General features: G+C 49.1%; 20 protein-coding genes. 5 read left to right on the top strand and 15 right to left on the bottom strand.

The window, feature by feature from the left end:
- Window positions 1–127: 127 nt before the first annotated feature.
- The 9 genes from MHH82_RS13650 to MHH82_RS13610 all read right to left on the bottom strand — a co-directional run bounded on the left by MHH82_RS13650 (window position 128) and on the right by MHH82_RS13610 (window position 12,464).
- Window positions 128–964: a carbohydrate ABC transporter permease gene (locus tag MHH82_RS13650; protein WP_041622151.1), complete on the bottom strand. Its 837-nt coding sequence runs from the start codon at window positions 962–964 to the stop codon at window positions 128–130.
- An 18-nt stretch (window positions 965–982) separates the two neighbouring features.
- Window positions 983–1,903 (bottom strand): carbohydrate ABC transporter permease, encoded by a 921-nt coding sequence (locus MHH82_RS13645; RefSeq protein WP_036663439.1) that lies wholly within the window; start codon window positions 1,901–1,903, stop codon window positions 983–985.
- A 530-nt stretch (window positions 1,904–2,433) separates the two neighbouring features.
- The gene (locus MHH82_RS13640) at window positions 2,434–4,023 is read right to left on the bottom strand and encodes a response regulator transcription factor (protein ID WP_340966188.1); all 1,590 of its coding nucleotides are present in this window, start codon (window positions 4,021–4,023) and stop codon (window positions 2,434–2,436) included.
- The gene (locus MHH82_RS13635; protein WP_340966185.1) at window positions 4,020–5,744 is read right to left on the bottom strand and encodes a cache domain-containing sensor histidine kinase; all 1,725 of its coding nucleotides are present in this window, start codon (window positions 5,742–5,744) and stop codon (window positions 4,020–4,022) included. The genes MHH82_RS13640 and MHH82_RS13635 overlap by 4 nt, the downstream gene beginning before the upstream one ends.
- A 68-nt stretch (window positions 5,745–5,812) precedes the next feature.
- Window positions 5,813–7,981, bottom strand: a complete 2,169-nt coding sequence (locus tag MHH82_RS13630) for an alginate lyase family protein (protein WP_340966183.1) — start codon at window positions 7,979–7,981, stop codon at window positions 5,813–5,815.
- On the bottom strand, window positions 7,971–9,092 hold the full coding sequence (locus MHH82_RS13625; protein ID WP_340966181.1) for a glycoside hydrolase family 88 protein: 1,122 nt from the start codon (window positions 9,090–9,092) through the stop codon (window positions 7,971–7,973). The genes MHH82_RS13630 and MHH82_RS13625 overlap by 11 nt, the downstream gene beginning before the upstream one ends.
- Window positions 9,093–9,314: 222 nt before the next feature.
- A complete protein-coding gene (locus MHH82_RS13620; protein WP_036663443.1) occupies window positions 9,315–9,824 on the bottom strand; it encodes a ClbS/DfsB family four-helix bundle protein in 510 nt (169 codons plus the stop codon).
- 132 nt (window positions 9,825–9,956) lie between these two features.
- Window positions 9,957–11,867, bottom strand: coding sequence for a threonine--tRNA ligase (gene thrS / locus MHH82_RS13615; protein WP_340966179.1), 1,911 nt, complete (start codon window positions 11,865–11,867; stop codon window positions 9,957–9,959).
- A 450-nt stretch (window positions 11,868–12,317) separates the two neighbouring features.
- A complete protein-coding gene (locus MHH82_RS13610; protein WP_036672871.1) occupies window positions 12,318–12,464 on the bottom strand; it encodes a hypothetical protein in 147 nt (48 codons plus the stop codon).
- 309 nt (window positions 12,465–12,773) lie between these two features.
- Here MHH82_RS13610 and MHH82_RS13605 point away from each other — a divergent pair, with 309 nt between their 5' ends.
- Complete coding sequence (locus MHH82_RS13605; protein ID WP_340966177.1) at window positions 12,774–13,466, top strand: DUF421 domain-containing protein; 693 nt, start codon at window positions 12,774–12,776, stop codon at window positions 13,464–13,466.
- Window positions 13,467–13,590: 124 nt separating this feature from the next.
- On the opposite strand, the gene MHH82_RS13600 is transcribed toward MHH82_RS13605, so the two are convergent.
- Entirely contained in the window at window positions 13,591–14,763 is a 1,173-nt protein-coding gene (locus MHH82_RS13600) for a GNAT family N-acetyltransferase (RefSeq protein ID WP_340966175.1), read from the bottom strand.
- Window positions 14,764–15,071: 308 nt separating this feature from the next.
- Between MHH82_RS13600 and MHH82_RS13595 the strand changes: the two genes are divergently transcribed.
- Complete coding sequence (locus MHH82_RS13595; protein ID WP_009593544.1) at window positions 15,072–15,611, top strand: NADPH-dependent FMN reductase; 540 nt, start codon at window positions 15,072–15,074, stop codon at window positions 15,609–15,611.
- 95 nt (window positions 15,612–15,706) lie between these two features.
- Here MHH82_RS13595 and MHH82_RS13590 read toward each other — a convergent pair whose 3' ends face one another.
- A complete protein-coding gene (locus MHH82_RS13590) occupies window positions 15,707–16,396 on the bottom strand; it encodes an ArsR/SmtB family transcription factor (RefSeq protein WP_015734899.1) in 690 nt (229 codons plus the stop codon).
- A 96-nt stretch (window positions 16,397–16,492) separates the two neighbouring features.
- Here MHH82_RS13590 and MHH82_RS13585 point away from each other — a divergent pair, with 96 nt between their 5' ends.
- Window positions 16,493–17,113 (top strand): flavin reductase family protein, encoded by a 621-nt coding sequence (locus MHH82_RS13585; protein WP_036663449.1) that lies wholly within the window; start codon window positions 16,493–16,495, stop codon window positions 17,111–17,113.
- 65 nt (window positions 17,114–17,178) lie between these two features.
- Here MHH82_RS13585 and MHH82_RS13580 read toward each other — a convergent pair whose 3' ends face one another.
- The 3 genes from MHH82_RS13580 to MHH82_RS13570 form a co-directional block, all read right to left on the bottom strand.
- A complete protein-coding gene (locus tag MHH82_RS13580) occupies window positions 17,179–18,372 on the bottom strand; it encodes a DUF4179 domain-containing protein (protein ID WP_036663451.1) in 1,194 nt (397 codons plus the stop codon).
- Window positions 18,338–18,931, bottom strand: a complete 594-nt coding sequence (locus MHH82_RS13575; RefSeq protein WP_015734896.1) for an RNA polymerase sigma factor — start codon at window positions 18,929–18,931, stop codon at window positions 18,338–18,340. The genes MHH82_RS13580 and MHH82_RS13575 overlap by 35 nt, the downstream gene beginning before the upstream one ends.
- Window positions 18,932–19,089: 158 nt before the next feature.
- On the bottom strand, window positions 19,090–19,959 hold the full coding sequence (locus MHH82_RS13570) for a LysR family transcriptional regulator (protein ID WP_036663452.1): 870 nt from the start codon (window positions 19,957–19,959) through the stop codon (window positions 19,090–19,092).
- Window positions 19,960–20,087: 128 nt separating this feature from the next.
- Here MHH82_RS13570 and MHH82_RS13565 point away from each other — a divergent pair, with 128 nt between their 5' ends.
- Complete coding sequence (locus tag MHH82_RS13565; protein ID WP_036663454.1) at window positions 20,088–21,002, top strand: DMT family transporter; 915 nt, start codon at window positions 20,088–20,090, stop codon at window positions 21,000–21,002.
- A gap of 275 nt (window positions 21,003–21,277) precedes the next feature.
- Window positions 21,278–22,102 (top strand): TerC family protein, encoded by an 825-nt coding sequence (locus MHH82_RS13560; protein WP_009593493.1) that lies wholly within the window; start codon window positions 21,278–21,280, stop codon window positions 22,100–22,102.
- A 121-nt stretch (window positions 22,103–22,223) separates the two neighbouring features.
- Here MHH82_RS13560 and MHH82_RS13555 read toward each other — a convergent pair whose 3' ends face one another.
- A complete protein-coding gene (locus MHH82_RS13555; protein ID WP_251494990.1) occupies window positions 22,224–23,960 on the bottom strand; it encodes an ABC transporter ATP-binding protein in 1,737 nt (578 codons plus the stop codon).
- Between the last annotated feature and the right edge of the window lie 138 nt (window positions 23,961–24,098).

The raw sequence follows: 24,098 nt of genomic DNA, 5'->3' as shown, positions 1-24,098 counted from the left end.
AATTAGTTGATGCGCTTTCATGTTCATTATAGGCAGTGGCTTGGCCGACCAAGTGCACAATTTTGAGGTTCTAGGATTACATTTTTGACTTTCCGGTAACTTCTGATTGTTGACGTTATACTTCGTATCAGCCTTTAACCCCGCCTAAAGCAATGCCGTTTATGACCTGCTTCTGCAAAGCGATGAACACAATGACCAGCGGAATGATCGCCGATACCGCCGCCATCATCATAATGGCATAGTTGTTGGTATAGTCATCGCGGAACAGCGTCATCCCCAGCGGAATGGTGTATAAGTCCTTGTCCAGCAAGAAGATCAATGGATTCTGGTAATCGTTCCAGGTCCAAATGAATTTAATGATCGCAACCGTCGCCAGCACAGGCTTGCACAGCGGCACCATAATGGAAGCAAATGTCCGCAGATGGCCCGCTCCGTCAATTCTGGCCGCTTCCAAATATTCATCGCTGATCCCGATCATAAATTGGCGCAGCAGGAACGTGAAGTAGATCGAGAACATGCTCATGAAGATGATGGCCGCATGCGTATTGTAAAGACCAAACCAGCGAATCAGCAGAAATCGCGGAATCAGCGTTGCCTGATCCGGAATGATCATGAACGAGAGCAAGGCCATAAAGACGAGATTCCGTCCTTTGAATCGGATCTTCGTCAGCGCATAGGCTGCCATGGATGAGATGATCAGCGTGATTAAGGTCGTAATAATCGCTATTTTAAAAGAATTGAAATAGAAATCATAGAAGGGGACTCTTCCCATCCAGACCATCTTGAAATTATAGGCCAAATTCACCTTCTCGGGTATCCACTGAATTGGAAAACGCATAACATCCTTCTCATATTTGAAAGCCGCGGAAATCATCCAGATGAGCGGAACGAGAAACACGATGGACAAAGCCCCCATGATAACGGTGGTTACCACTTTGGACATGTTTTTTCGAAGCAGCTGCATATACATTCCTCTCCCTCCTTATTCTTCATTTCTCATTTTCCAGGTGAGCGCGGTAATCAGGCCGATAATCGCGAACAGCAGCCAGGAAATGGCCGAAGCGTATCCCATGTTGTAGTATTTAAAGCCTTCCTCATAGATGCGGAATACAAGCACGGTAGAAGAATTGTTCGGGCCGCCTTCCGTTAGAAAGGCAATGATGTCGAACACTTTAAACGAGCCGATCAACATCGTGATCAACAGGAAGAAGGTCGTTGGACGAAGCATCGGAACCGTGATCGCAAAAAACTTTTTCATCGCACCGGCGCCGTCGATATCCGCGGCTTCGTAAATTTCATTCGAAATGTTCGTGAGCCCGGCCATATAGATAATGATCGTGTAGCCCAACCCCGCCCAGGAACTGATAATCGAAATCGCCAAGAGCGACGTTTTCGGATCGACCAGCCATTTCGGCGGACTGCTGATCCCGATCTCCATCAGAAACTGGTTGATCGGTCCCAGCGAGGGGTGGAATAATGCGCTCCACACGGCAGCAACCGCAATGATTGAAGAGATGTAAGGAATAAAGAACGCGACTTTAAAATAACTCTTGAAAAACACGCTGTTGTGGATCAAGACCGAAAGCACCAGCGCGATCGCAATCGGGATCGGCACCGTAAGCACCATATAGATCAAATTGTTCTTGATCGCTTGAATGATGGTCGGATCATTAAACATCTTGATGTAGTTATCCAGTCCGGTAAATTCGATGCCCTGGACTCCCGACAGCATATCCCAATCGGATAAACTCAAATACAAAGAAAACCCAAGGGCAAATACGTTTAATAGCAGCATCCCGACGATTTCCGGGGCCAAAAACAGCCACCCGATCAAAGCCTCTTTCCGCTTGGGAGTCCAAAACTTCCGCCGGCTCTTGGGCACTGGTTGTTGTACAGCCTCCATGCAGCATCACCTCGACAATTTGTAAGTTGTCATTATAGTAATACATCCGCCATCGGCAAGAAGGAGGGATTATGACCAGCCATGTGCAAGATTTTGACCTATAAATAGCCCCACAAAGTGGAGCCTATGCTTAGATGGTTATTCCAAATACTTTGCGGGGACCCCAGAACAAAGCCCCACAAAGTGGAGCTTATGCTTCGAGGCTTATTCCAAATACTTTGCGGGGACCCCAAAACATAATGCCCCACAAAGTGGAGCCTATGCTTAGATGGTTATTCCAAATACTTTGCGGGGACCCCAAAACAAAATGCCCCACAAAGTGGAGCCTATGCTTCGATGCTTATTCCAGATACATTTATGCCTTGCGCTTTGCTGAAAACTCCTACATTCTAAAATCCCTCCACCCGCATAGCGGGTGGTTTTTTGTTTCGCGCGTTTCACGCACTCAACTGGCTAAAGCCATAATCAAAAAAGCCGCCTTGTTCGGGCGGCTTGCTGCTGCAGCTGTGAATTGAATCGCAACGGTCCTCTTATTTACGCGCGGTGTACTTCGCTTTGTATTCGCTCGGCGTGGTTCCCACGTATTTTTTAAACACTTTTGAAAAATACGTCCGGTCCGAATAACCTAAACCCATGGCCAACGACTCCAGATTTTGTCCGGACATTCTGAGCATTTTGGTGGCCATCTTCATTTTGTACTGATGCACGTAATCCGTGAAGGTCAGTCCCGTCATCCGTTTGAAATATCGCGAAAAATAGCTCGGATTCAAAAACAGATAGCGTGCCATGTCGATCGACGTGATGTTATCGTCAAGATGCTGATCGATATACTGCTGGATCACCTGCAGCTTCGGCTCATGAGCGTGGTTTCCCGCCCCCGCTTGCCGGGTTCCCGTCATTTGGGTCAGCTTTCTCTCCACCAGTTCCATCATATCATCCAAGGTGCGGGCTAAAGCAAGATAGGCGAATAGATCCTCATCGAATTTGAGACTGGACATCATCAATTCGATGCCGCGAAGCATGGAAGACAAATCCCTGGCAAAGTCTCCTGGATCAATAGACAGTTCTTTTGCTGTACCGGCGATCTTCTGAAGCGTGCAACGTATACCTTCTAGGTCCTGCTTGATGAGTTTCCGTTCCAGCTCGGATACGTAGCCGTCAAGAAACCCTTGAGGCGCGGATTGGAACCACCTTGATCGGATTTGAGAAACCTCGGTTATCGTATAATCGGTATTTTCGTAAAATTCGCACCTGCCGTGCAGAATTTCCTGATAGATGGAGCCGATCGAGCTTAGTTCCATTTTATCTGAAACCGCGATCACGTTCGGTTGAATTTTGAGAAAGTGGACGCATTGATATCGCAGCTGCTGCAAATAATTGTGCAGATGCAAACTGGCATTCCGTGCGAGATTCACCCTGAAGTTATGCAGAATCACTATGTTCCCCTGTTCCATGAACGGCGTAATGCCTTCAAACGATTCCGACAATTCCATCGCGATATTATAGACTGCGTATAAAATCAGCGGCAGCTCCGTTTTTCTGAAACGCTGATCAAAGCTGGAGAGCCGAATGGTGACCAGTCCCAGCATAAACCACGGATACGTCCAGGAAATGCCGATCTGCCCCGCATATGCCAAAGTGGACTCGGAAGGCGAGCCATTGATTACCCTTTGCAGCAAATCCTGCCGAAAGAGCTGGCTGTTGTAACTCGCCGCCTCGCGATGAATCAGACCGGTCCGCGTCTTTAATAAATGCATGGATTTGCCAAGGCTCTGTTCCAGCTGCTCGGCCGTCAGCTGATCTTTGATCAAATAGTCGTCTGCTTGCAGTTTTACGGCTTGCTGGGCATAATGAAAATCTTCATGGCAGGTCAGGAAGATAATCCGAACCTCCGGCTTCATGCGAATAAAATGTTCTGCCAGCTCCATGCCGTTTTTTTGCGGCAGCCCGATATCCGTAATGACAATGTCCGGCCTCACTTCCTCAAACATATGCAGCGCTTTGGCGCTGGAATACGTACTGCCGGCAATCTGCAGATTGTTTGCCTCCCAGTCAATCATCTGCTGCAATACCTTGAGCATGGGAACGTCATCGTCGATAAGCATTACTCTATACATCATTCTTCCTCTCCCTCCGGCAAAAACCCATGATGATGACTTAAGGGCAAGTACAGCGTAACAGACATTCCGCCATCCGGAAGGTTGGCGAGCGTCAAACTCGCTTCCGGTCCGAAGGTCAATCGGAGTCTTTGGACCACGTTCATCAGACCAACTCTCTCATAGGCTCCGTCCTGCTCTTCGCTTGGTTTACCCAGCCTGCGGTTAAGGCATTGGAGCTGTTCTTCATCGGCCCCTGTACCGTTGTTTGTAATCTCAATCCTTATGCCGTCCAGGCTGCTTCGGGAACGGATCTCAATGCGTGGAGTCTGATGGTCGACAAGCCCGTGGACGATGGCATTCTCAACGATAGGCTGCAAAATGAGTTTGGGCAAAATAAGCCCCTCGGTTTCCGGTTCCAGGTCGACCTCTAAACGAAGCGGGATTTCGTTGCGGATTTTCATAATGTCGACATAATGGCCCAGCAGCTTGCATTCCTCGCGTAAAGTGGCCGGCTCATTAACCTTGAGATAAGCTCGGAGCAAACTCATCAGGGAATCGATAATGCCGCTGTGAAGCGTATCCTTCGTCAAGATCAGGCTGCATTTGATCGAATTCAGCGTGTTGATCAAAAAATGGGGGCGGATTTGCATAAACAAGGCTTCGAGCTCCATCACCCGTTTCTGTTCCTGCTCCTGTTCGATATCGTGAATCAGCCGCTGCAATTGATCGAGCATCGTATTCAGGGTCTGCCCCAATTCGGCGATATCATCTTTGCCCTTGACCTCCAGTCTGACATCCAGGTTTCCCATCCCGAACTGGCGTACCACCCGCTGCAGCTTGTGAATCGGACTGTGGAGCCTCTTGGCCATTAGGATGGACATCCCGGAGAACACCAGAAACAGCAGAAGAACACCGGCAAGACCGGTATAAAAAGTCCTGGAGATCTGCCCCGACCACTCCTTCTCCGAGGCCTCGTAAGCCAGCTTCCAGTTCGATTTCAATATGGTTCTATCCGTTCGGACGCTGCCCTTGGTTTCCGTATGATGCGGAATCAGCCCGGTATGGCCTGCGATGTATTCCCCGTTAGCGTCAAAGAGCGCCACCTTGCCAAAGTCGATCGTACCCAGCAGCTTGTTGAAGTACGTATCGGAAATGCCGCTGAGCAATACGGACACTTGCCTCTTCTCGCGGCTGTCATAGATGACCCTGGCTATATAATAGCTTTTTCCGTTTCCTGCCGAGTCGCCGCCGGCCATCCCAAGCCATTGCAGGGTTTCAGGTTTACTGAGATCGACGCGCTCCATCAGCTTGTCGAGGCTTCCGTTGATTGCGGTCAAATCCTCCGTGCCGGAAGAGATGACGAAGTGCTGACGGTTGACCAGATACATGCGAACGTTATTATTCAGCGGCTTCGAATTGATCAGGGAGAACACGTCCTGTATTTGTCTGAAATGCACATAATCCTGATAAGTAGCCAGCCGTTTGGTGTCTGCAAATGACTTCAGGATATTGCGAACATTCGTATCGTTCACGATAAAATGGGAGGCAAACGTGACATCGTCAATCGTCTTGCTCAGCTCATCGGTCATGACGTTCAGGACATTCTCGTTGCTGAGCTGCAGCTTCTCTTCCATCGTATTTCGGATCAGCACAAACGAAATGATAGAAACCGCGATCAGCGGAATAAAGATCAGCAAAAGGAAAGACAGCTGAATGCGTTTGTAGAAGGTGAATTTGAACATTTTTCTCTGCGCCTTTCTTATGCTCTAGTCCTCTTTATTCTATCAGTCCTTTGTGCTGGCGGCATTCATTAAATGATGACAGTTGCTTGCTTATTTCTGCCTTGAAGGGTCATCAGCACAACCTCTCCGAAGATCTGCATGCCCTCCACCACATAAGAGTCATAATGACCGGACGGCGCACGGTGACTAACAACGAGAATAAACTCTTCTTCCATACCCGGCAGCTGAATCCCGCATGCTTCCGCTTGCCCGTCATGAACCCGTTCGCCCGTATGGCGATATACAGGCACTTTACGGACTCGCGGCAAGGCCGTATCGCCTGGACGATGAGGATACAGCACCTGCATGATGCTGATGCATCCTTTCCCGGTTCGGGAGTAAGCCGCATTTGCATTCGGTTCCAGCAGGTTATATTCGCGGGAAATCATGCCTTCGCCGACTTCCCCACGCAGGCCGTCTGCAGTTACGGGGATAATGGACAGATTCGCCTCCCCAAGGGTGGTTGTGCGGCAAATCAAAGACTCCCCTTCCATCCGGACTTCTCCTGACGGGTGCTGAAAATGAAAATTCTGAGTAAAGGTATGCTGCTCAAGGCAAGCCACGCTGTCGATCAGCAGCCAAAAATAAGGCTTGATAAGTATGATCCTTCTGCGCGGATACAACGGATCACTCCCATAGAGATAGCCGTCATGCGCCCCCTCGACATAATCGAACTCCGGCTTGCTGATCCATCTGCAGCCCAGTGGCCCGGCAATCCGGTCGAAAGACCAGGTATCCTTGACCCCGGTAAACCCGATCCCGTCGACGACCGTAGTATTATGGGCTGAACTCTCCTTTAAAGCTTTTCTCAGCGGTGTATGGTCGCTATAGTTATACCTTCCGAGATCGGTGAGCAGATCCCGGCCGTACGCATGGAGATCCATGTGCAGCATATCGGCGTGACCATGGCCACCCCCGAGCGGACCGCAGTGAAAATAAAGGTACAGCGCATCTTCGCCCCAGCCCGTTCGCATCGTATAATGGCCGGAATGGGGAAAAGCTCGGCTTAGGGATGGCGGCTCCGCGGGCACCATCGCTTCATAATCCCGGATGCCCGACATGCCGAACTGCCAGGCATGGTCGTAATCCGGCAGAGCATATCCGCCAAAGCGCAAAACGGGATCCTCAAATAACCACGCGGCGTAGGTCAGAATGGAACGGATATCGCTGTCGTCGCTGTCTCCCAGCATCGGCTGCCTGTGGTTCGGCTTTGCCCAGTACAGGGAGGCTTCGGCCATCTCGCGTACCTTATGCCGGAATAGGCCGTCAAGCTCCAACACGTTGAGATTGGCGAGGTGAACGCAGTCCAGATAACAAGCCAGCACCTCATGATGGTACGTTGGCGACTGCTCCCAGTGAATGCCGTCTACCATGATCTGAAGCCGGGCCGTCTCCTTCAGTCTCTCTTCCCCTAGTTCCCGCCATCGTGCCGAGCTCTTAAACTCGGGGAAGTACAGTGCGATATGGTATAAACCGCACGTTTCCAGAACACCCCAGTTGCTGATATGCTTCCAGCTGGTGAAGGAAGCAGCCAGATACTCCCCGTGCTCGTGAAGCGAAATCAGGGCTTTACCGAGCAGCAGCGGAGTCAGGGATGGACTGCCGATCATGTATCGAAGTGCCTTGATCCAGTTCGCGCTGCGCAGACCAGCTTCGATTGGTCGCCATGTCAGCGTATCCGTCGTCGGCTCTTCGGGGACAGGATTCCGATCGATCCAGTCTTCGAGCTGGCGGCAAAACGCTTCCGCATACTTCTCGTCGCCTGTCATTGCATACGCTTGTCCCAACGCCACCCAATAGCGGTGGCGATTCAGCATGTAAGCCCACTCCGCGTCTTGATCGGGAATATGGGACCAATTCACGCCTCCCTCAAATGTAACGGGAATTTGGCTCCGTTCCATATCCCACGGAAAACGGAACAGGAACGTCTGCTGTACCACTTCTTCCGCCGTCTTCATCACGGTTTCCAGTTCATCTGCGCAATATTGCTTCACGTAATCGGTGATATACTGCTTATCCTCGCCGCTCATCCACCATCCGGGTGTCCTCCGGCAGGTGAAGTATTGATGCAGTTTACACAGTACATCGTGCCGATGACCTTGATCGTCTGCATCCAGCATCGAACCCATAGCGGGATCCTTCAGGTTCAAAATCTCCAATACAGCATTCGCCGAAGCTTCCATGGCATCAGCGTTCATACCAGTACCCCTTGCTGCCGGTCTCCAGCCGAATTAACGCTTCCAGGTAAAAATAATCTCCCCAGATCATGAAATCATCCGGGGACAAGCCGCCGCGCACATGATAAGAGCCATGCTGCAGCAGACCCTCCGCTTCTTGGCCGATCGTGGAATAGTGGCGGACCAGCGAGGTCATGGAATCCTTCAATCCTTGTTCAAATCCGACTCTTTCGGGATCCCCCTCCTCCAAATGTCCAATCAGTTCCAGCAAGCCCGCTGCCACGATGGCGGAAGCCGAGCTGTCGCGGTAAGTCTCTGCGGTTACGGGAACGTTAAAGTCCCAAAGGGCGACATGATCCTCCGGTAAATGCTCTAGGAAATATCTGGCCATTCGTTTGGAAGTATCCAGGTATGCATGATTTCCGGTGTATCGATAAGCCAGCGCGAAGCCATATACCCCCCATGCTTGTCCCCGCGTCCAGGTCGAACCGTTCGTATAGCCTTGATGCGTGGCACCGCCGATCGGCTCCCCCGTATGGGGATCGAAGAAAAAGGTATGGTATGAGCTGTCGTCTCCCCGTACGAGATAGCGCCTTGTCTTCTCCGCCTGCATGATTGCAATTTCCCGATATTGGGACTTTCCGGTTTGCTGTCCCGCCCAGAACAGCAGCGGCAGATTCATCAAGCAATCGATAATGATGCGGCCGCCTTCCTGTTCGTCTCCTTCCGGACCCCAGGCTTGAATATATCCTCCGCTTGGACGCCAGCGTTTCAGCAGCAGATCCGCAGCCTGAAGCGTCAACTGGCGGGCAGTCTCGTCCTTCTCGACGATCCATTCCGCTTTGGAGGACAAGGAATACAGGAACCCGATATCGTGATGATCAAGCACCTTCTTTTCTGCAAAGCGGCGGCGAAAATCTTCCACTGTTCGTTTTGCTCCCAATCTAAAGGCATCGTCGCCTGTGTATTCATAACACAGCCAGAGCAGGCCGCTCCAGAAGCCGTTCGTCCAGTCGTCATTGTCATTCAGCAAATAAGCTCCGTCCCTGCTGACGTGGGGAAATCTTGCCCCGAAGGCATCCATGTTCTTCCGGATTTTCTCTACGGCATCTTGAATCGCATTGCTCCACATAACACCTTGCTCCCTTCAAATCGATCCTGATTACGATTCATGATAAGGAGAGTCGCCCGGTTCTAGTAGAGCCGATTTTTGCCTTGATGTGCATTATTTTGACTTATGCAGCCTTTAGTCGGTAAAAAAGGAACAAGCCTTCCCATTCAGCTCGAATCCAACCAAAAAAACGATCCGAGGTTTACCTCGGATCGTCCGTTTTGCCCTTGAAGCGGTATAGCGTTACGCGACGAACTTTTTCCACTTTCTGATCTTGGTTCTGAAGCTTTTGAAAGGGGCGACGGAATTGATGTGCAGCCATTTCCACATCGGCCAGTTGGCGCTGGTTATCGTCCATTTTCGAACGCCCGGACGAAACAACTCTTCCTCGGTCAACCGGTTGATCCATTCGCACCATTCATCCGTCCTCTGCTTCAGCATAAAACGCAATTCTTCCAAAGAATAGCCGTCATACGCTTGGTAGAAACGCTGATACAGCGCCCCCAATTGATTCCATTTATAGTCAGGGTCCGGCGTCGTAACTTCGATGCCGGCTCGTTCATCCCGCTCCCAGCTCATGACGAGAGACAGCCAACCAAGCTGATAGGCGATCATTTCTTGCGGCGTTCTGTCGACTTCGCCAATGCGATGATTCTTTTTATCCTCCGGGACATCATCAAATTCTTGGTCAAACAGCTTATACGTTCGTTGAATTTCAGCGATGAAAGCCTCTTTGCTCGGGTACGTTTGCAACGGTACTCTCTCCTTCATCATTAACATGTACCGCTTAACAGGCACATCCAAATCATACCATGATTTGGGGTCGCACACGGTGACGAAGATCATCCCGCTCCCTATGCGGAAAGCCGCAGCCATAACGAAGAATTAATATTCTTTTGCCTCTATCTCGTTCCGAAGCCGTTCAATGACTTGATCTATCGCGATCTCGCCAAGCTCGCCCTCGCCCCGTTTACGAACCGATACGTGATCGGAGTTCATTTCCTTCTCGCCAAGGACAAGCGTGTAAGGCGTTTTCAACAGTCCCGCTTCACGGATTTTATAACCCAGCTTTTCATTTCGGACATCGACATTCACCCGGATGCCGGCATTCTCCAGACGTTTCTTCACCTTCAAGGAATAATCGATATAGTGATCTGACACCGGAATGATCATCACTTGTACGGGAGCAAGCCACATCGGAAAAGCCCCGCCGTAATGCTCCGTAAGGATCCCGATAAAACGTTCGATGGATCCAAACACCGCCCGGTGAATGACAACCGGCCGATGCTTCTGATTATCTTCCCCAATATAGGACAGATCGAACTTTTCAGGGAACTGGAAATCCAGTTGGATTGTGCCGCACTGCCAGCTTCGCTTTAAGGAATCGAGGATATGAAAGTCGATTTTGGGTCCGTAAAACGCTCCATCCCCTTCATTAATCCGGTACGGCAGTCCCAATTGATCCAGTACCTGCTGCAGCGAAGACTCCGCTTGCTCCCATAGTTCCTCGGAGCCCATGGAATCCTCCGGTCTTGTCGATAACTCGATTGTATATTCAAAGCCAAAGACTTGATACACTCGGCTGATAAAATCGATAACCTGTTTGATTTCTTCCTGGATCTGATCGGGCCTTACAAAAATATGCGCATCATCTTGACAGAACGTGCGCACCCGCATCATGCCGTTAAGAGCGCCTGAGAACTCATGGCGGTGAACCTGACCGAATTCGGATATGCGAATGGGCAGCTCTCTGTAGGAGTGCAGCGAGTTTTTGTAGACCAACATATGCCCTGGACAGTTCATTGGCTTCAGCGCATACTCCGTCTCGTCTACTTGCGTAAAATACATATTGTCTTTGTAGTGATCCCAGTGACCGGACATTTCCCACAGACGTTTGTTCATCATCAGCGGAGTCCGCACTTCATCGTAATCGCGATGGAATTGAAGCCCTCTTGCGAATTGCTCCAGCTCATTGCGAATGATCATACCGTTCGGTAAAAAGAAGGGCATGCCGGGCGCTTCTTCCGTGAACATAAAGAGGCCAAGCTCTTTTCCCAGCTTCCGGTGATCCCGTTTCTTGGCTTCTTCTAGCAGCAATAAATGTTCATCCAGCTGCGACTTCTTGGGAAACGCCGTTCCGTAGATTCGCTGCAGCATTTTATTGTCGGAGTCCCCCCGCCAATAAGCACCCGCCACACTCATTAATTTGAACGCTTTGATTCTGCCCGTGGATGGAAGATGCGGCCCTCTGCATAAGTCAACGAACTCGCCCTGCTCGTATACCGAAATAACCTCGTCCTCCGGTAGTTCACGAATAAGCTCCATTTTATACGGATCATCTTGGAATATACGTTCAGCCTCCTTACGCCCCACTTCCTTGCGAAGGATCGGCAGGTCTTCCTGAACGATCTTCTGCATTTCTCGTTCGATGGTAATCAAGTCATCGGCCGTAATGGAATGCCCCAGATCCATATCGTAATAAAAACCATCCTCAATGACCGGTCCCACCCCAAGATGAACAGATTCACTGCCATATAGCCGTTTCACGGCCTGAGCCATCAGATGGGCCGTACTGTGCCGATATACGTACAATCCGTCCAAGGAATCCAGTGTAATGATGCTTACTTCCGCATCTTCACGAAGCTCATGATTCAAATCCACAAGTTTGCCATCCACTTTGGCTGCAACCGCATTTTTCTTCAGTCCTGAATGGATGGATTCCGCGATTTGGATCATCGTCGTTTGTGCGGGATACTCCTTCTTGCTTCCGTCCTGCAGCGTTACTACAATTGACATGGTGATCCCTCCATCAAATTTAGATTGAACGCAAAAAAGCACTCGATCCCTAAGGGACGAGTGCGTTCAGCTCGTGGTTCCACCCTAATTTGATCCGATAATGTCAAACGCTCGTACTGCCGCGCGCTTTGTCGGATCCTCATTCAGACATCCGGTAACGGGGATGATTCGGTGTTTTCTAGTTCCATTTCGATTGTCGAACGACCGATCTGGGTTCAAAAACACAGCTACAAAGGGGTAATTCAAGAAACAAGCGCGGAAGAAGCTTTCACCAATCGCTTCTCTCTCTGGACAGGTCGTTTCACGAATCATGTCTTTGATCGTTGCTGATAGTAAAGTACTATAAGTCAGTTTTTTCTAATTGTCAAACCTAATTTCAAAGATAGTTCGATGTTAATTTGGATAACAAATCCTTCCCTCATGTATCCTATGTCAGTATCTTTCCCATGTTTACGATTCCTCGTCCTTCAGGGTCATTTTGATCAAATATCCAATACCCAAACCGACCAGAACACCCGGAAAAGCATGGTCTAGCGTTAAACCGATCCCGGCCCCGATGATGACGCAAGCGTAAATAATGATATCTCCCTTTTTCAATTCTCTCAACTCCCTTGTCGAAATGTATGACATTCTCCGTGAATTTCGTTGACAAATTATATCTTACAAGATGACGCCGCGTCACTTTCAAGCGTCTATTGAGAAATTGTCAAATTCACGAATGAATCCATAACTGAAAACAAAAAAGCCGCTTGTTAACCAGCAGCTCTCATTCATAAAAATCGATTATTGAATATTGTTCATTGCGTCAATGAATACCCTAACCGGATAAATCTCCCTTGTTTCTGCGTGAAACGAAAACGTTTAATAACTTACCATAATTACACTGCTTCCGAAGGAGGGTTGTCCATGGATATGTTTATCGATTTAGGAGTCAAACTGATCATCAGCTTTTTCGGGCTATGGATCATCACTTTTGTTACTGGGCGCAAAACCATCAGTCAGCTTACACCGCTTGACTTCCTATCCTCCTTAATCCTGAGTGAAATCGTTGGGGCAAGCCTCTATGATGATAAAGTAAAATTGTCCCATTTGTTATTCGCTCTAGCGTTATGGACAACCATGTCTTTCCTCTTCGAGAAGGCAACCACCTACTTTGTCAAGTTCGGCTATTTAACGGAAGGGCGGGCGGTTCTTCTGATCGATAACGGAAAGCTCAACCAGAAGCTGCTCGATAAATACGACATGGAATATAAACAGCTGCTGTCCATGCTCAGACGGCAAAATATTTTCTCATTAACCGAAGTCAAATACGCCATTCTGGAAACGGACGGCTCGCTATCCGTCATGCGCAAACCCGAATACGAGCCGCCGACGGCCCAGGATCTTGGCATCGAAGCCAAGCCTGATCCCTTTACGGTAACGGTTGTCGACAAGGGAAGGTTGCTCGAGGAATCCATGCTGGGCAAACACATCGAACACAATGAGATTCAATCGAAAGCGCGGGAACAAGGTTTTGAATCCTTGGAAGATATCGCATACGCGGAGTATGGGGATGACGGAAAGCTCTATGTTTTCTCCAAAAAAGAGGTTCAGGATTGAATTTATACCCTTAGATGATCGCAACGCAAAAAAGCCTGATTCCCAGGCTTTTTTGTGTTTCGTATATTCTAACGACAAAGCGAATTCGACGATATTCTTCCGGAGCACCAAGCGTATCCCTTTCTCAAAAGAAATCCATGAGGTAGGTTTGGCCTGCAGGAATCATCGTTTCCAGCAGTGCTGCAGCCTTAGCATCTCCGGTCAGGCGGTGGATGGAATACAGTGCCTGCGGTCTTTTATATCCGGTAAACAAGGCCGACAGTGTCTGAATGTCGGTAGACAGATCCGCCTGCTCCCCTCGATCGGATGGGAGCTCCGACAGCTCCGCTTTCCCCTCTCCATTCACCGATAGCCTCCACAGGCCTGCATTCCAAGGCGCTGCGGAATCCTCCACCTCGATGGTCAGGACAGCTTCCTGCGTTGCTACAAAAGCATACTGCTCCACGAAGGATTGTAAATCCACGATACGGGCCATGAAGTAAGGAACCGTTTCCCGGGTAACGCGGGGATCCGGCAGCATATAGGGCAGCTGGTCATCCGTTGGCACCATCGTCATGGTCACCTGCTCGATCCTGGAATCATGGTTTGCAAAAAAAGTCCAGAGTCCGCTTCGGGCTTCTTCATTCAGGAAAACAAATTCGTCGCACACCAGTTCTTTGTCTTTTAGCTCATATAACGCATAACCCGTCGGTTTGCCCTCGGCAGAATAATAAACAACGCTGTGATTGTCTCCCTGCAGGACGAATCTTGTCCACCATGCCTCTTCGCGCACAAGGGTACCGTTATACCGGCTGACATAGGCCTGATACATGCCATCCAGTACAGCAATGTCGTTTACATCTCTTACAACGCGGCCCGGCACCTCCACTTTACGCGGAAATTTGTACACCGGAATGACGTACTTATGATATTCCGCGAACAATTCCCAGCCAAACTTGCGATAAAACGGGATCGAGAACGGATGCAGGAAGGAAAGGGTCTGTCCCTTGCCCTTCATCTCTTGCAATGCATGCTTAAGCAGCGTCGAGACATGTCCCTGTCTGCGGTTCTCCGGCCATGTTGCCACGCCCGCAATGCCGCCCATCGCGAAAGTGTTCCCCTGCAAATAAACCTGCAGCGGAATGATGGTCAGTTTCGCCTGCAGCTCTTCCCCGTCAAAAATCCCCCAGAATCGCTCAGGTTTAAAATGCTTCTGATTGGACTCTCGCTGCTCCGGCGTCAGCGTATATTGAAAGGCATATTCGGATAATTTCGTGCTGATGTCAAATTCATCCGTTCTTAATTGTCTAAGTTCCATTCTTGCTTCACCTCTCCAATCTTCATATGTACGTTAATTGCTGAATGACGCGTGTTATCCCGGCACGAAAAAGTTGGTTCCAAGGCACATGACCAGTATAACATCACAGCTGCCTATGCGGTACAAAACACCGTCCGATTTCAGGTGAATATCCATCCGTGCATGAATACAAAAAACTTAGAATATTTTACACAAACTTTTAGTAAGCTACTTGACAAAGATAACCCACTAAGATTATGATTAGCTCATGCAAAATAACAAGCACACCATGATCACAATATATTCAGAATAATCGGGAGGTAAGAACAGTGTCCAAATTGAATATCGGTATTATTTTAGGCAGTACCCGTCAAGGTCGTTTAAGTCCGCAAGTAGGTGAATGGGTTAAACGTATCGCTGACGAGCGCGGAGATGCAAACTACGAAATCGTAGATATCGCGGATTACAAGCTTCCGCTTTTGGGTGAAGCCGACGCGACTGAACAAGCAACGGCTTGGAATACCAAACTTGCAAGTTTGGACGGCTTTGTATTCATCGTTCAGGAGTACAACCACAGTATTTCCGGCTCATTGAAGAACGCACTCGATTATGCCCGCGAGGCATGGAACAATAAAGCTGCAGGCATCGTGAGTTACGGTTCTGTTGGCGGCGCACGCGCTGCCGAGCATCTGCGCGGAATCCTGGGCGAGCTGTCCGTAGCGGACGTTCGCGTACATCCTGCCCTCTCGTTATTCACTGATTTTGAGAACGGCTCTGTGTTCAAACCGGCTGATCTCCATCTTGTCAACCTGAATGGCATGCTTGACCAAGTGCTTGCTTGGAGCGGTGCTTTGAAGACGCTGCGCTAATCTCTAATAAATAGGACTGCCGCCGCTTCATCTTCCGATGAGGCTGCGGCAGTCCTTTTTTTCTGGCATCCACGCTTCATACCGAAAACCTGCGCCTATTCGATATCAATAAGAAACGTTTCGTTTAGTCCTTTCTTGCCCTCGGGCGTGATTTTAATGGCCCTGGTTTTTGGCATCCTTTGTACCCATCCTAATTCCAATAGTCTTTCCAACAGCGCATGGCCCAGCGCCCCGGCAAGGTGATGACGTCTTTCACTCCAGTCCAAGCATCGGTGCGTGAAGGAGCGGCGTTTTCTCTTCACGCGTTCCAGATCGATTTGAAACGCCCTGAAGAAGCCTTCTCCTTTTTCGGTAACCGTAAATTGATGATCCACTTCGGATAAAATCCCTGCATTTAGAAGCGAATCCGTCAATTGTATTCCCAAACTCCCCGCAAGATGATCGTAGCAAGTCCTTGCATGGCGTATGGCTTTGTGCTCCAAAGCTTGGTTGAATGATCTGATTTCAACGGGAGGCGTAATCGATAGAAGGGTCTCCATGATCCGGGCAACCTCCTGGTTCTCGATTCCATAATAACGGTGCCTTCCCTGTTTTTCGACGGCCACCAGATTCGCCGCAACCATTTTGGATAAATGAAAGCTGGCCGTTTGCGGTTTGATATTTGCCATGTACGCCAGCTCTCCTGCCGGGTGGTAACGCCCATCCAATAAGACGGTCATGATGGCCGCTCTCGATGCATCGCTTACGAGTGAGGCTACCTGTGCTATGTTCGGACTCGCATTCATCTCCATCCCTCCTGATGTAATCCATATTTCGATGAGCATCGAACATTTTCTATTTTACAATGATTTAGGATAGAAAGTTAATAGGAGGAACGTTTTATGAAAAAAACTGCTCAAATGATTGACACCGAACTAATTCAACCAAAAATCCTATACTATGGAACCCCGGTTATTTTGCTCAACACCCTGAATGAAGATGGCACCGTCAATATCAGCCCCATCTCCTCATCATGGGCGCTGGGAGAACATATTATTCTTGGCATCGGGCTCGGGGGCAAGGCGATTGAGAACCTGGAACGGCATCCTGAATGCGTCATCAATATTCCGGACCCTTCCTTGTGGGAGAATGTCGAACGATTAGCCCCGTTGACAGGGAAACACCCCGTTCCGGACTATAAGCTGAAGAGCGGATTCACATATGAAAAAGATAAATATGCGCATAGCGGATTAACGCCTGCGGATTCCGTCACCGTCAGGCCGTCTCGTATAATGGAATGCCCGATCCAGATTGAAGCCAAGGTGAACCACATTCGGCTGCCTGACGACTCGCCCTTTTTTGCCATTGTCGAAACACAGGCTGTTCAGGTGCATGCCCATCGCAGCATCATTATGAATGAACAACACATTGACCCCGGCAAATGGAGTCCGCTCATCTACAATTTCCGGCACTATTATGGGCTCGGCCCGTCAGTAGGCAAAAGCTTTCGAGCCGAAACCTAATATTCGAGGAGCATAAGGAAGAGGCCCGCCATGTATGGCGGGCCAATCCTGTTCGTGCTTGTGGTTTACGGCTTGACCGGAATGGTCATTTCCAGATCCTTCAGATAGGTTTTATCTCCTACGCTATCCTGATCTTGTCCTATAACACTCCAATCCTTTGGATTGACGGTCAGCGTAAACGGCTTTATCGTAATGGATTTCGGCGTTCCGTTCAGAGGACTGTACAATTGGTCGATATGATATTCGGTTTGGGGTTCGCTATGGAAATATTCGAATTTTCTTGGACTCAGGACATTTCCTTGATCATCCACTAGCTCGTAATATACCATGCTGGCGCTGTAATCGCCTGTTTGCTCTACAGAAGCCGGCACCTCGCCTTTACTGTCCAGAACCAGGCGGGTCGATACCGGTGAAATATCCAATTGCTTGACGGTATAACTGAATGGCCCATCCGATTTCGTGGCCTGGTCCGGCTTCACGACAATCGATGGATTAGCGACATTTACAGGGATCTTGAATTCGAAGGTTTCGTTCACTTGAGTTACGTTGGCCTGAATGGTCAGCTCGAATTGATCGGGTAATTTCAGACCCTTGGCAAGCTCAACGATATAGGCATTGTCCTGTTGCGGATAATCTCCAAAGGTCCCCTCGCCCATCGCCACTTCTTGTCCGTCTACCAGAATTCGCGGCATTTCGATATAGCCTTTTTCCTGATCTTCCTTAGCTACTTTCCTCGACTTAACATACTCACTATCCTGATTACCGATTAACGTAGCATCTTCGCTAATATACGGAGAAGCTGTACCCGGTAAATCCACTCCCTCGCGCTCCAGGATAAAGGACAACCGGGTTCCATCATATAGGAGGTCAGCTACCTTCAACGTCACGCCATCGTGAGTTAAGCTCAAGTTAGGTTCGGATAGGATTCCTTGCTCTATGGCGGCTTTCACTGCATCTTCGCTGGTTCCTTCGTATAGCACACCGAGCACTGGAATTTGCTTCAGGGTTGCTGCCATTACCGGCGATACAAACCCCGAACCGATCACGGTTCCTCCCAGCACAGCTGCTGCGGACGCAACGAGTATCGCTCTTTTAATAACATTCGGTTTAGGTTTGGTTGATAATCTTGTCATTTCACGCTCTCCAATTCGGTTCATGATTTGATCACTCATACTTCTCATCGGTAAAGACGATTCGCGAATCCTTTGTTCGAGTGCATTCATCTCAGCGTATTCCGTTTGTTCCGGCAATTGTCCCACGTGCCACCTCTCCTTTTTGGCTTATTCGGTCCATTAACTTATGACGCAAGCGTTCATACTTTTTCCTGATCGTCGCCGATTTGAGTCCCATGATGCCGCTGATTTCCTCGAAGGTATACTGTTCTACGGCCTTGAGCAGCAATATATGGCGTTCTTCTGCTGTAAGGTAGGTTAACAGCTCGTACACAACCGGCTCATGTTGAGATATTTGCATAACCGGCTGCTGTTCCTTGCAATGCTCGATCAGGTTAAGAAAACGATTCTGCTTTCTCTTAATATTGATCAGATGATGATAGGCCATTTTATACAACCAGGCAGAGAAGGATACTTGTCTCTTATACAGATGAAGATGCTCATAAGCACGGATAAAGATCTCTTGCACGGCATCTTCTGTCTCCGCATGGTTCTTCAGAATATAGTAGCAGTAGGTGTACATCTGCCGTTCAAACTGGACGATGATCGCTTGATATGCATGTTTGTCTCCTGCTTTGACTTGTTCGATAACCTCTTCAATGGCCTTTCTTTTTCCTTCCGCTTCCCCGGGGATGGTTGGCTGCAAGCGAGCTCACCTCCTTCTTTGTTTACCTATATAACAATCCGAACAAGGGATTTTGTGACACGATTTATTTGATGTGGAGAATGCGCATGAATTAGACCCTGCCGCTAATAGAGTCCGGATGCTCTGAAAAGGGCATAATTCTGTGTCGTTACGGGCGGCTACAGCTTCGGGTAACTTTTAACGTAATCCAAGAATCGTTTCGTTGCCGGAGATACTTCCCGCAAGGAGCTTACCGCAATGCCGAGCGATCTGAAGCTCTTCTCCTTCAATTCGATTTGCCGTATATTCCGCCGCTGCCCCCGCAGCACAAGTTCGGGAAGAATGCTGATGCCCAGGCCCTTCTCCACCATGGCCATAATGGCATAATCGTCTCCAAGCGTATATTTGATATCCGGCTTGGTCAGGGCTTTCTCCAGCACCCGGTTCACATCGTAATCGGAGCCTTTGCTGGGCATAATAAAAGGTTCATTCTCAATTTGGGCTAAGGCAATGGAGTCCTCGGAGCTAAGCGGATGTTCCACTGGCAGCAGTACGAGCATCGGATCTTGATGCAGAGGAATCGCATCGAAAATATCCCACGTCGGAAGTGACAGAAAGCCGCAATCAATCTTGCCCTCCGCGATCCAATCCTCAATTTCCCGATAATCTCCTTCGACCAAACGAATCTCGATATGGGGATAATCCCGCTGGAAATCCTGGATAATCCCAGGCAGCCAGTGAACGCCGACGCTGGTGAAGGTACCGATGTGAATGGTTCCCAGCTCGATTCCATGAATGGAAGCCACCTGCTGCTCCAAATGCTCGTTCCATTTCAATATCTCCCGCATCGTCTTCACGATCTCCTCGCCATTGGTCGTCAGCTTCGCGCCTGAACGGTTTCGAATCAGCAGCGAGAAGCCGAACTCATCTTCCAGGCTGTTGATCATATGGCTGACGCCGGACTGCGTAAATCCCATCACTTCGGCGGCTTTGGTCAAGCTTCCGAGCTCGACGACCTTTAATAGAACTTTGAATTTATTCATACTCATGGGGAATCCTCCGGCATTATTTTATACATGAATTTTACTCATGTTTATTATTAAGAACATTCGTTTTACTTGTCTATTGTACGTGAGTATACTGATTCTGTTCAATCACTTGAAGGAGGAAGAAGAACTTGAAACCGCTGAAGGCCGATCTTATGATTTTGTTTATCACCATGTGCTGGGGCTCGTCCTATCTTTTTATGAAAATGGGACTGGATTCGCTGGGAGCGTTCAATTTGATAGCCCTACGATTTGGATTGGCCTTTATGCTTGCAGGAGCGATTTTTTTCCCGCGCTTGCGCCGGGCTAACCTGAAGACGATCCGTTACGCCATGCTCCTGGGCTTTATTTTGTTTATCATGTTCACGGCCTTGACCTTTGGCTTGAAAACAACGACAGCATCCAATGCCGGGTTTCTGATCAGCTTAACGGTGGTGTTTGTCCCATTAATACATACGTTCCTCTTTAAGAAAAAAATAGAGAAGAAACGGATCGTCAGTATTTTGCTGGCCTTAACGGGCATCGCGCTGCTGACTATCCAGCTCCCCTTTGCATTTAAGATCGGGGACCTGTTCTGCATAGCGGCGGCATTATGTTATGCGCTTCATATCAATATTGTCAGCACGGCTGCGCAGAAGGTCGACGCGTTAAGCCTCGGCATCCTGCAGCTGGGATTTACCGGATTGTATGCGTTCCTCTCGTCACTTCTCTTGGAAACACCGGCATGGCCAAGCTCCACCGACTCATGGACGGCTGTCCTGGTCCTCAGTGTCGTATGCAGCGGATTGGGGTTCATCTTCCAGACGATCGCCCAGAAGCATACAACCGCCACCCGAACGGGTCTCGTATTTTCGCTGGAACCTGTATTCGCTGCGCTGTTCGGATACTGGTTTGCCAACGAGGTCATGGATTCCAACCAGTATGCAGGAGCTGCGCTTGTCCTTCTTAGCGTTGTTCTATCCAGCGTTGATGTGAACTTCAGGAAACGGTCGGCCATGAAAAACAGACCCGTTGCGTTGGAGTCCTATTCTGCTGAATTCAAGTAAAAAAGCTTGACTTATCTCCAAAAAATTTATATCTTTATATCACGGCTTAACTGAGGGCGATATCAGTTATGCAGGAACGTGATTAAAGGGGAGTAGCTGTCACAGCAAAGTCGTCATTACGGGAAATGTCCCCGGCTTTGTTGGCAACGATACGTTGTTTGCGAGACCTTTACCACACACTCTGTGGTGAAGGTCTCTTTTTGATTTCAAAAGGCCTTCACCTGCCGGTGGAGGTCTTTTTTGTGCCTTCAATAATACTACAAGGAGGAAATGGCATGGAGCTTTTATTGGAGTATGGATGGGTGTTGTTAGTGCTCATCGCACTGGAAGGATTGCTGGCGGCGGATAATGCGCTGGTCCTTGCCATCATGGTCAAACATTTACCGGAGAACCAGCGCAAAAAGGCGTTATTCTACGGGCTGCTCGGAGCCTTTGTGTTCCGGATCGGATCGCTGTTCTTAATCTCGTTCCTGGTGGATGTATGGCAGGTACAAGCCATCGGCGCACTCTATCTTCTTTACATTTCGATCAATCACACGTTGAAACACTTTATTAAAGGCAAGAAACCGACGGAAGACGCAAAACCGAAACCGGACAAGCCCAAGAAGCAATCCGGCTTCTGGATGACCGTCTTCAAAGTCGAAGTGGCGGACATCGCCTTTGCCGTAGACTCGATACTTGCAGCCGTAGCGTTGGCTGTCGCATTGCCGCCAAGCGGATTGGCGAACATCGGCGGCCTGGATGGAGGTCAATTCATCGTCATCTTCCTGGGCGGATTCATTGGTTTGATCATCATGCGCTTCGCGGCATCCTACTTCGTAAAATTGCTGCAGCAGCGTCCCGGACTGGAAGTGGCGGCATTTCTGATTGTTGGTTGGGTAGGCGTCAAGCTTGCAGTGATTACCCTTGCACACCCTGATGTAGCCCTGATCGACCATCACTTCCCTGAGAGCTCGATCTGGAAGGCTTCCTTCTACATCGTTCTCGTGCTGATTGCCGTGATCGGATGGTTTAGCTCTTCGAAAGAGAAAGTGCAGGATGAAGACAATGCCATCAAGGAAGTGGAAGAACAACAGCCGGGCAAAACGCTGCAAGGCTAAATCCCCTCCCGCGTGCAATGTATACCAACGCATGAGGCAACTTCATAACATGATTCATCAAACAAGACAAGGCGATTTGCTGACGGTGCTTCAACCGTTCACAAATCGCCTTTCTTCATGCTTATATTGTCAATTGCATACGATATAAATTCGCGTAAGCGCCTTGACGGGCAAGCAATTCTTCATGCGTGCCCTGTTCTTGGATCCCGTCTTCGGACAATACGACGATTCGCTGCGCATTCCGTACCGTTGTCAACCGATGAGCGATGACAAGCGTTGTTCGATTATCGCTTAACCGTTCCAGCGAATCTTGGACCGCTCTCTCGCTTTCATTGTCCAGGGAGCTGGTCGCTTCGTCAAATATGAGAATCGGCGGGTTCTTCAGGAACACACGCGCAATGCTGAGCCGCTGCTTCTGTCCTCCGGAGAGCTTGACGCCGCGCTGGCCGATATCCGTTTCATAACCGTCCGGCAGTGCCATGATGAAATCATGGGCATTCGCTCTTTTGGCTGCTGCGATGATCTCATCCTCGCTGGCCTCCATGTTGCCATACCGGATGTTATCGAAGACGGAGCCTGCAAACAAATATACATCCTGCTGCACGATCCCGATATTTTTTCTTAAAGAGTGCTGCGTAATCTCCCGGATATCGCGCCCATCCAGCAGTATGCGTCCTTCACTTACTTCATAAAAACGCGGAATCAGCGAACACAACGTGGTCTTGCCTACGCCTGAGGGACCAACCAGAGCAACATACTCGCCAGGCTTGATGTTCAGCGATACCTGGTTCAGCACGAATCCATAGCGGTCCTTGTATCTGAAGCTGACATTCTGAAACTCGATGTTCCCCTGAACCTGCGTGATCGTCTCGGCACGATCGGCATCCTCGATATCGGGTTCTACCTCCAGGATCTCCATGAACCTGTCAAATCCCGTAATGCCTTCCTGGTACAGTCTGGCGAAGTTAACCATGCGCTGGATCGGTTCGATCAGAATGCCGATGCATAAGAAAAAGGTCAGCAAATCCGCCAGTTCCAGCGAGGTATCCACGATTGCGGCTCCGCCGAACACAATAACGGTAATCGTAATAAGTTGGGTAAAACCGACCAGCCCTTCGTGAAAGTACGTTTCGCTCTTATACCCTTCCCTTCTGCTGTCAATGAACCGCTTGTTGGCATAGGCGAATTTCCCCTTCTCTATATGCTCGTTCGTAAAAGACTTCACCACGCGGATACCCGAAAGAGAATCCTCTACCTGTGCGTTGATATCCTCGATCCGGTCCTTGCTTACCCGCAACGCCGCGTTCATCTTCTTATTATAGTAAAAAGCAAACGCGGCCATAATCGGGAGAAAGAGAAAAACGATCAGGGTAAGCTTCACGTCGATATACATTAAGATGATGAATGCACCCAGGAACTTCAGAACGGAAATGACGATATCTTCGGGACCATGGTGATACAATTCGGTCAGCGACAGAATGTCATTGGTGGTCCGTGTCATTAGCTGCCCGGTTTTGTGCTCATCGTAGAATCCAAAGGACAGCTTCTGAAAATGGTCAAACAGCTCCCGTCTCATGTCACTTTCCATATAAGCCCCCATCATATGTCCTTTGTATGAAATGAACATATCGCACAGAGTATGGATAATGACCATGGCCAGCATGACGGCACCCACCGCATAGATTTGAATCAGCGGGCTTTGAGAATTCCCTTCCAGCACGTTGATGGTGATGTATCGTATACAGAGCGGAAGCGTCAGCGTAATGGCCGAGACAACAAAAGCACATGCCAAATCTGCAAATAATAACCCCAGGTACGGTTTATAATAGGATAAAAATTTCTTGGTCCGAGAATTCAATTCGCTCTCCTCCAATATGCCGGAGGGTTAATTATTCATATCCCTCCAAACTTGATTCATGATAAACTCCATTGTTGTTCTCATCGTAAACACCCTTCCTTGTACTTGATAATTTCATCATAGCCGATAAATGACCCC

The organism is Bacillus sp. FSL K6-6540, from assembly GCF_038007545.1.
This window is presented reverse-complemented; position numbering and strand designations above follow the sequence as displayed.

Excerpts from the sequence above, each read along its gene's own strand:
- MHH82_RS13650 (WP_041622151.1), bottom strand. The coding sequence starts at position 964 with ATGCAGCTGCTTCGAAAAAACATGTCCAAAGTGGTAACCACCGTTATC.
- MHH82_RS13645 (WP_036663439.1), bottom strand. The coding sequence starts at position 1,903 with ATGGAGGCTGTACAACAACCAGTGCCCAAGAGCCGGCGGAAGTTTTGG.
- MHH82_RS13640 (WP_340966188.1), bottom strand. The coding sequence starts at position 4,023 with ATGATGTATAGAGTAATGCTTATCGACGATGACGTTCCCATGCTCAAG.
- MHH82_RS13635 (WP_340966185.1), bottom strand. The coding sequence starts at position 5,744 with ATGTTCAAATTCACCTTCTACAAACGCATTCAGCTGTCTTTCCTTTTG.
- MHH82_RS13630 (WP_340966183.1), bottom strand. The coding sequence starts at position 7,981 with ATGAACGCTGATGCCATGGAAGCTTCGGCGAATGCTGTATTGGAGATT.
- MHH82_RS13625 (WP_340966181.1), bottom strand. The coding sequence starts at position 9,092 with ATGTGGAGCAATGCGATTCAAGATGCCGTAGAGAAAATCCGGAAGAAC.
- thrS (WP_340966179.1), bottom strand. The coding sequence starts at position 11,867 with ATGTCAATTGTAGTAACGCTGCAGGACGGAAGCAAGAAGGAGTATCCC.
- MHH82_RS13605 (WP_340966177.1), top strand. The coding sequence starts at position 12,774 with ATGGATATGTTTATCGATTTAGGAGTCAAACTGATCATCAGCTTTTTC.
- MHH82_RS13600 (WP_340966175.1), bottom strand. The coding sequence starts at position 14,763 with ATGGAACTTAGACAATTAAGAACGGATGAATTTGACATCAGCACGAAA.
- MHH82_RS13590 (WP_015734899.1), bottom strand. The coding sequence starts at position 16,396 with ATGAATGCGAGTCCGAACATAGCACAGGTAGCCTCACTCGTAAGCGAT.
- MHH82_RS13585 (WP_036663449.1), top strand. The coding sequence starts at position 16,493 with ATGAAAAAAACTGCTCAAATGATTGACACCGAACTAATTCAACCAAAA.
- MHH82_RS13570 (WP_036663452.1), bottom strand. The coding sequence starts at position 19,959 with ATGAGTATGAATAAATTCAAAGTTCTATTAAAGGTCGTCGAGCTCGGA.
- MHH82_RS13560 (WP_009593493.1), top strand. The coding sequence starts at position 21,278 with ATGGAGCTTTTATTGGAGTATGGATGGGTGTTGTTAGTGCTCATCGCA.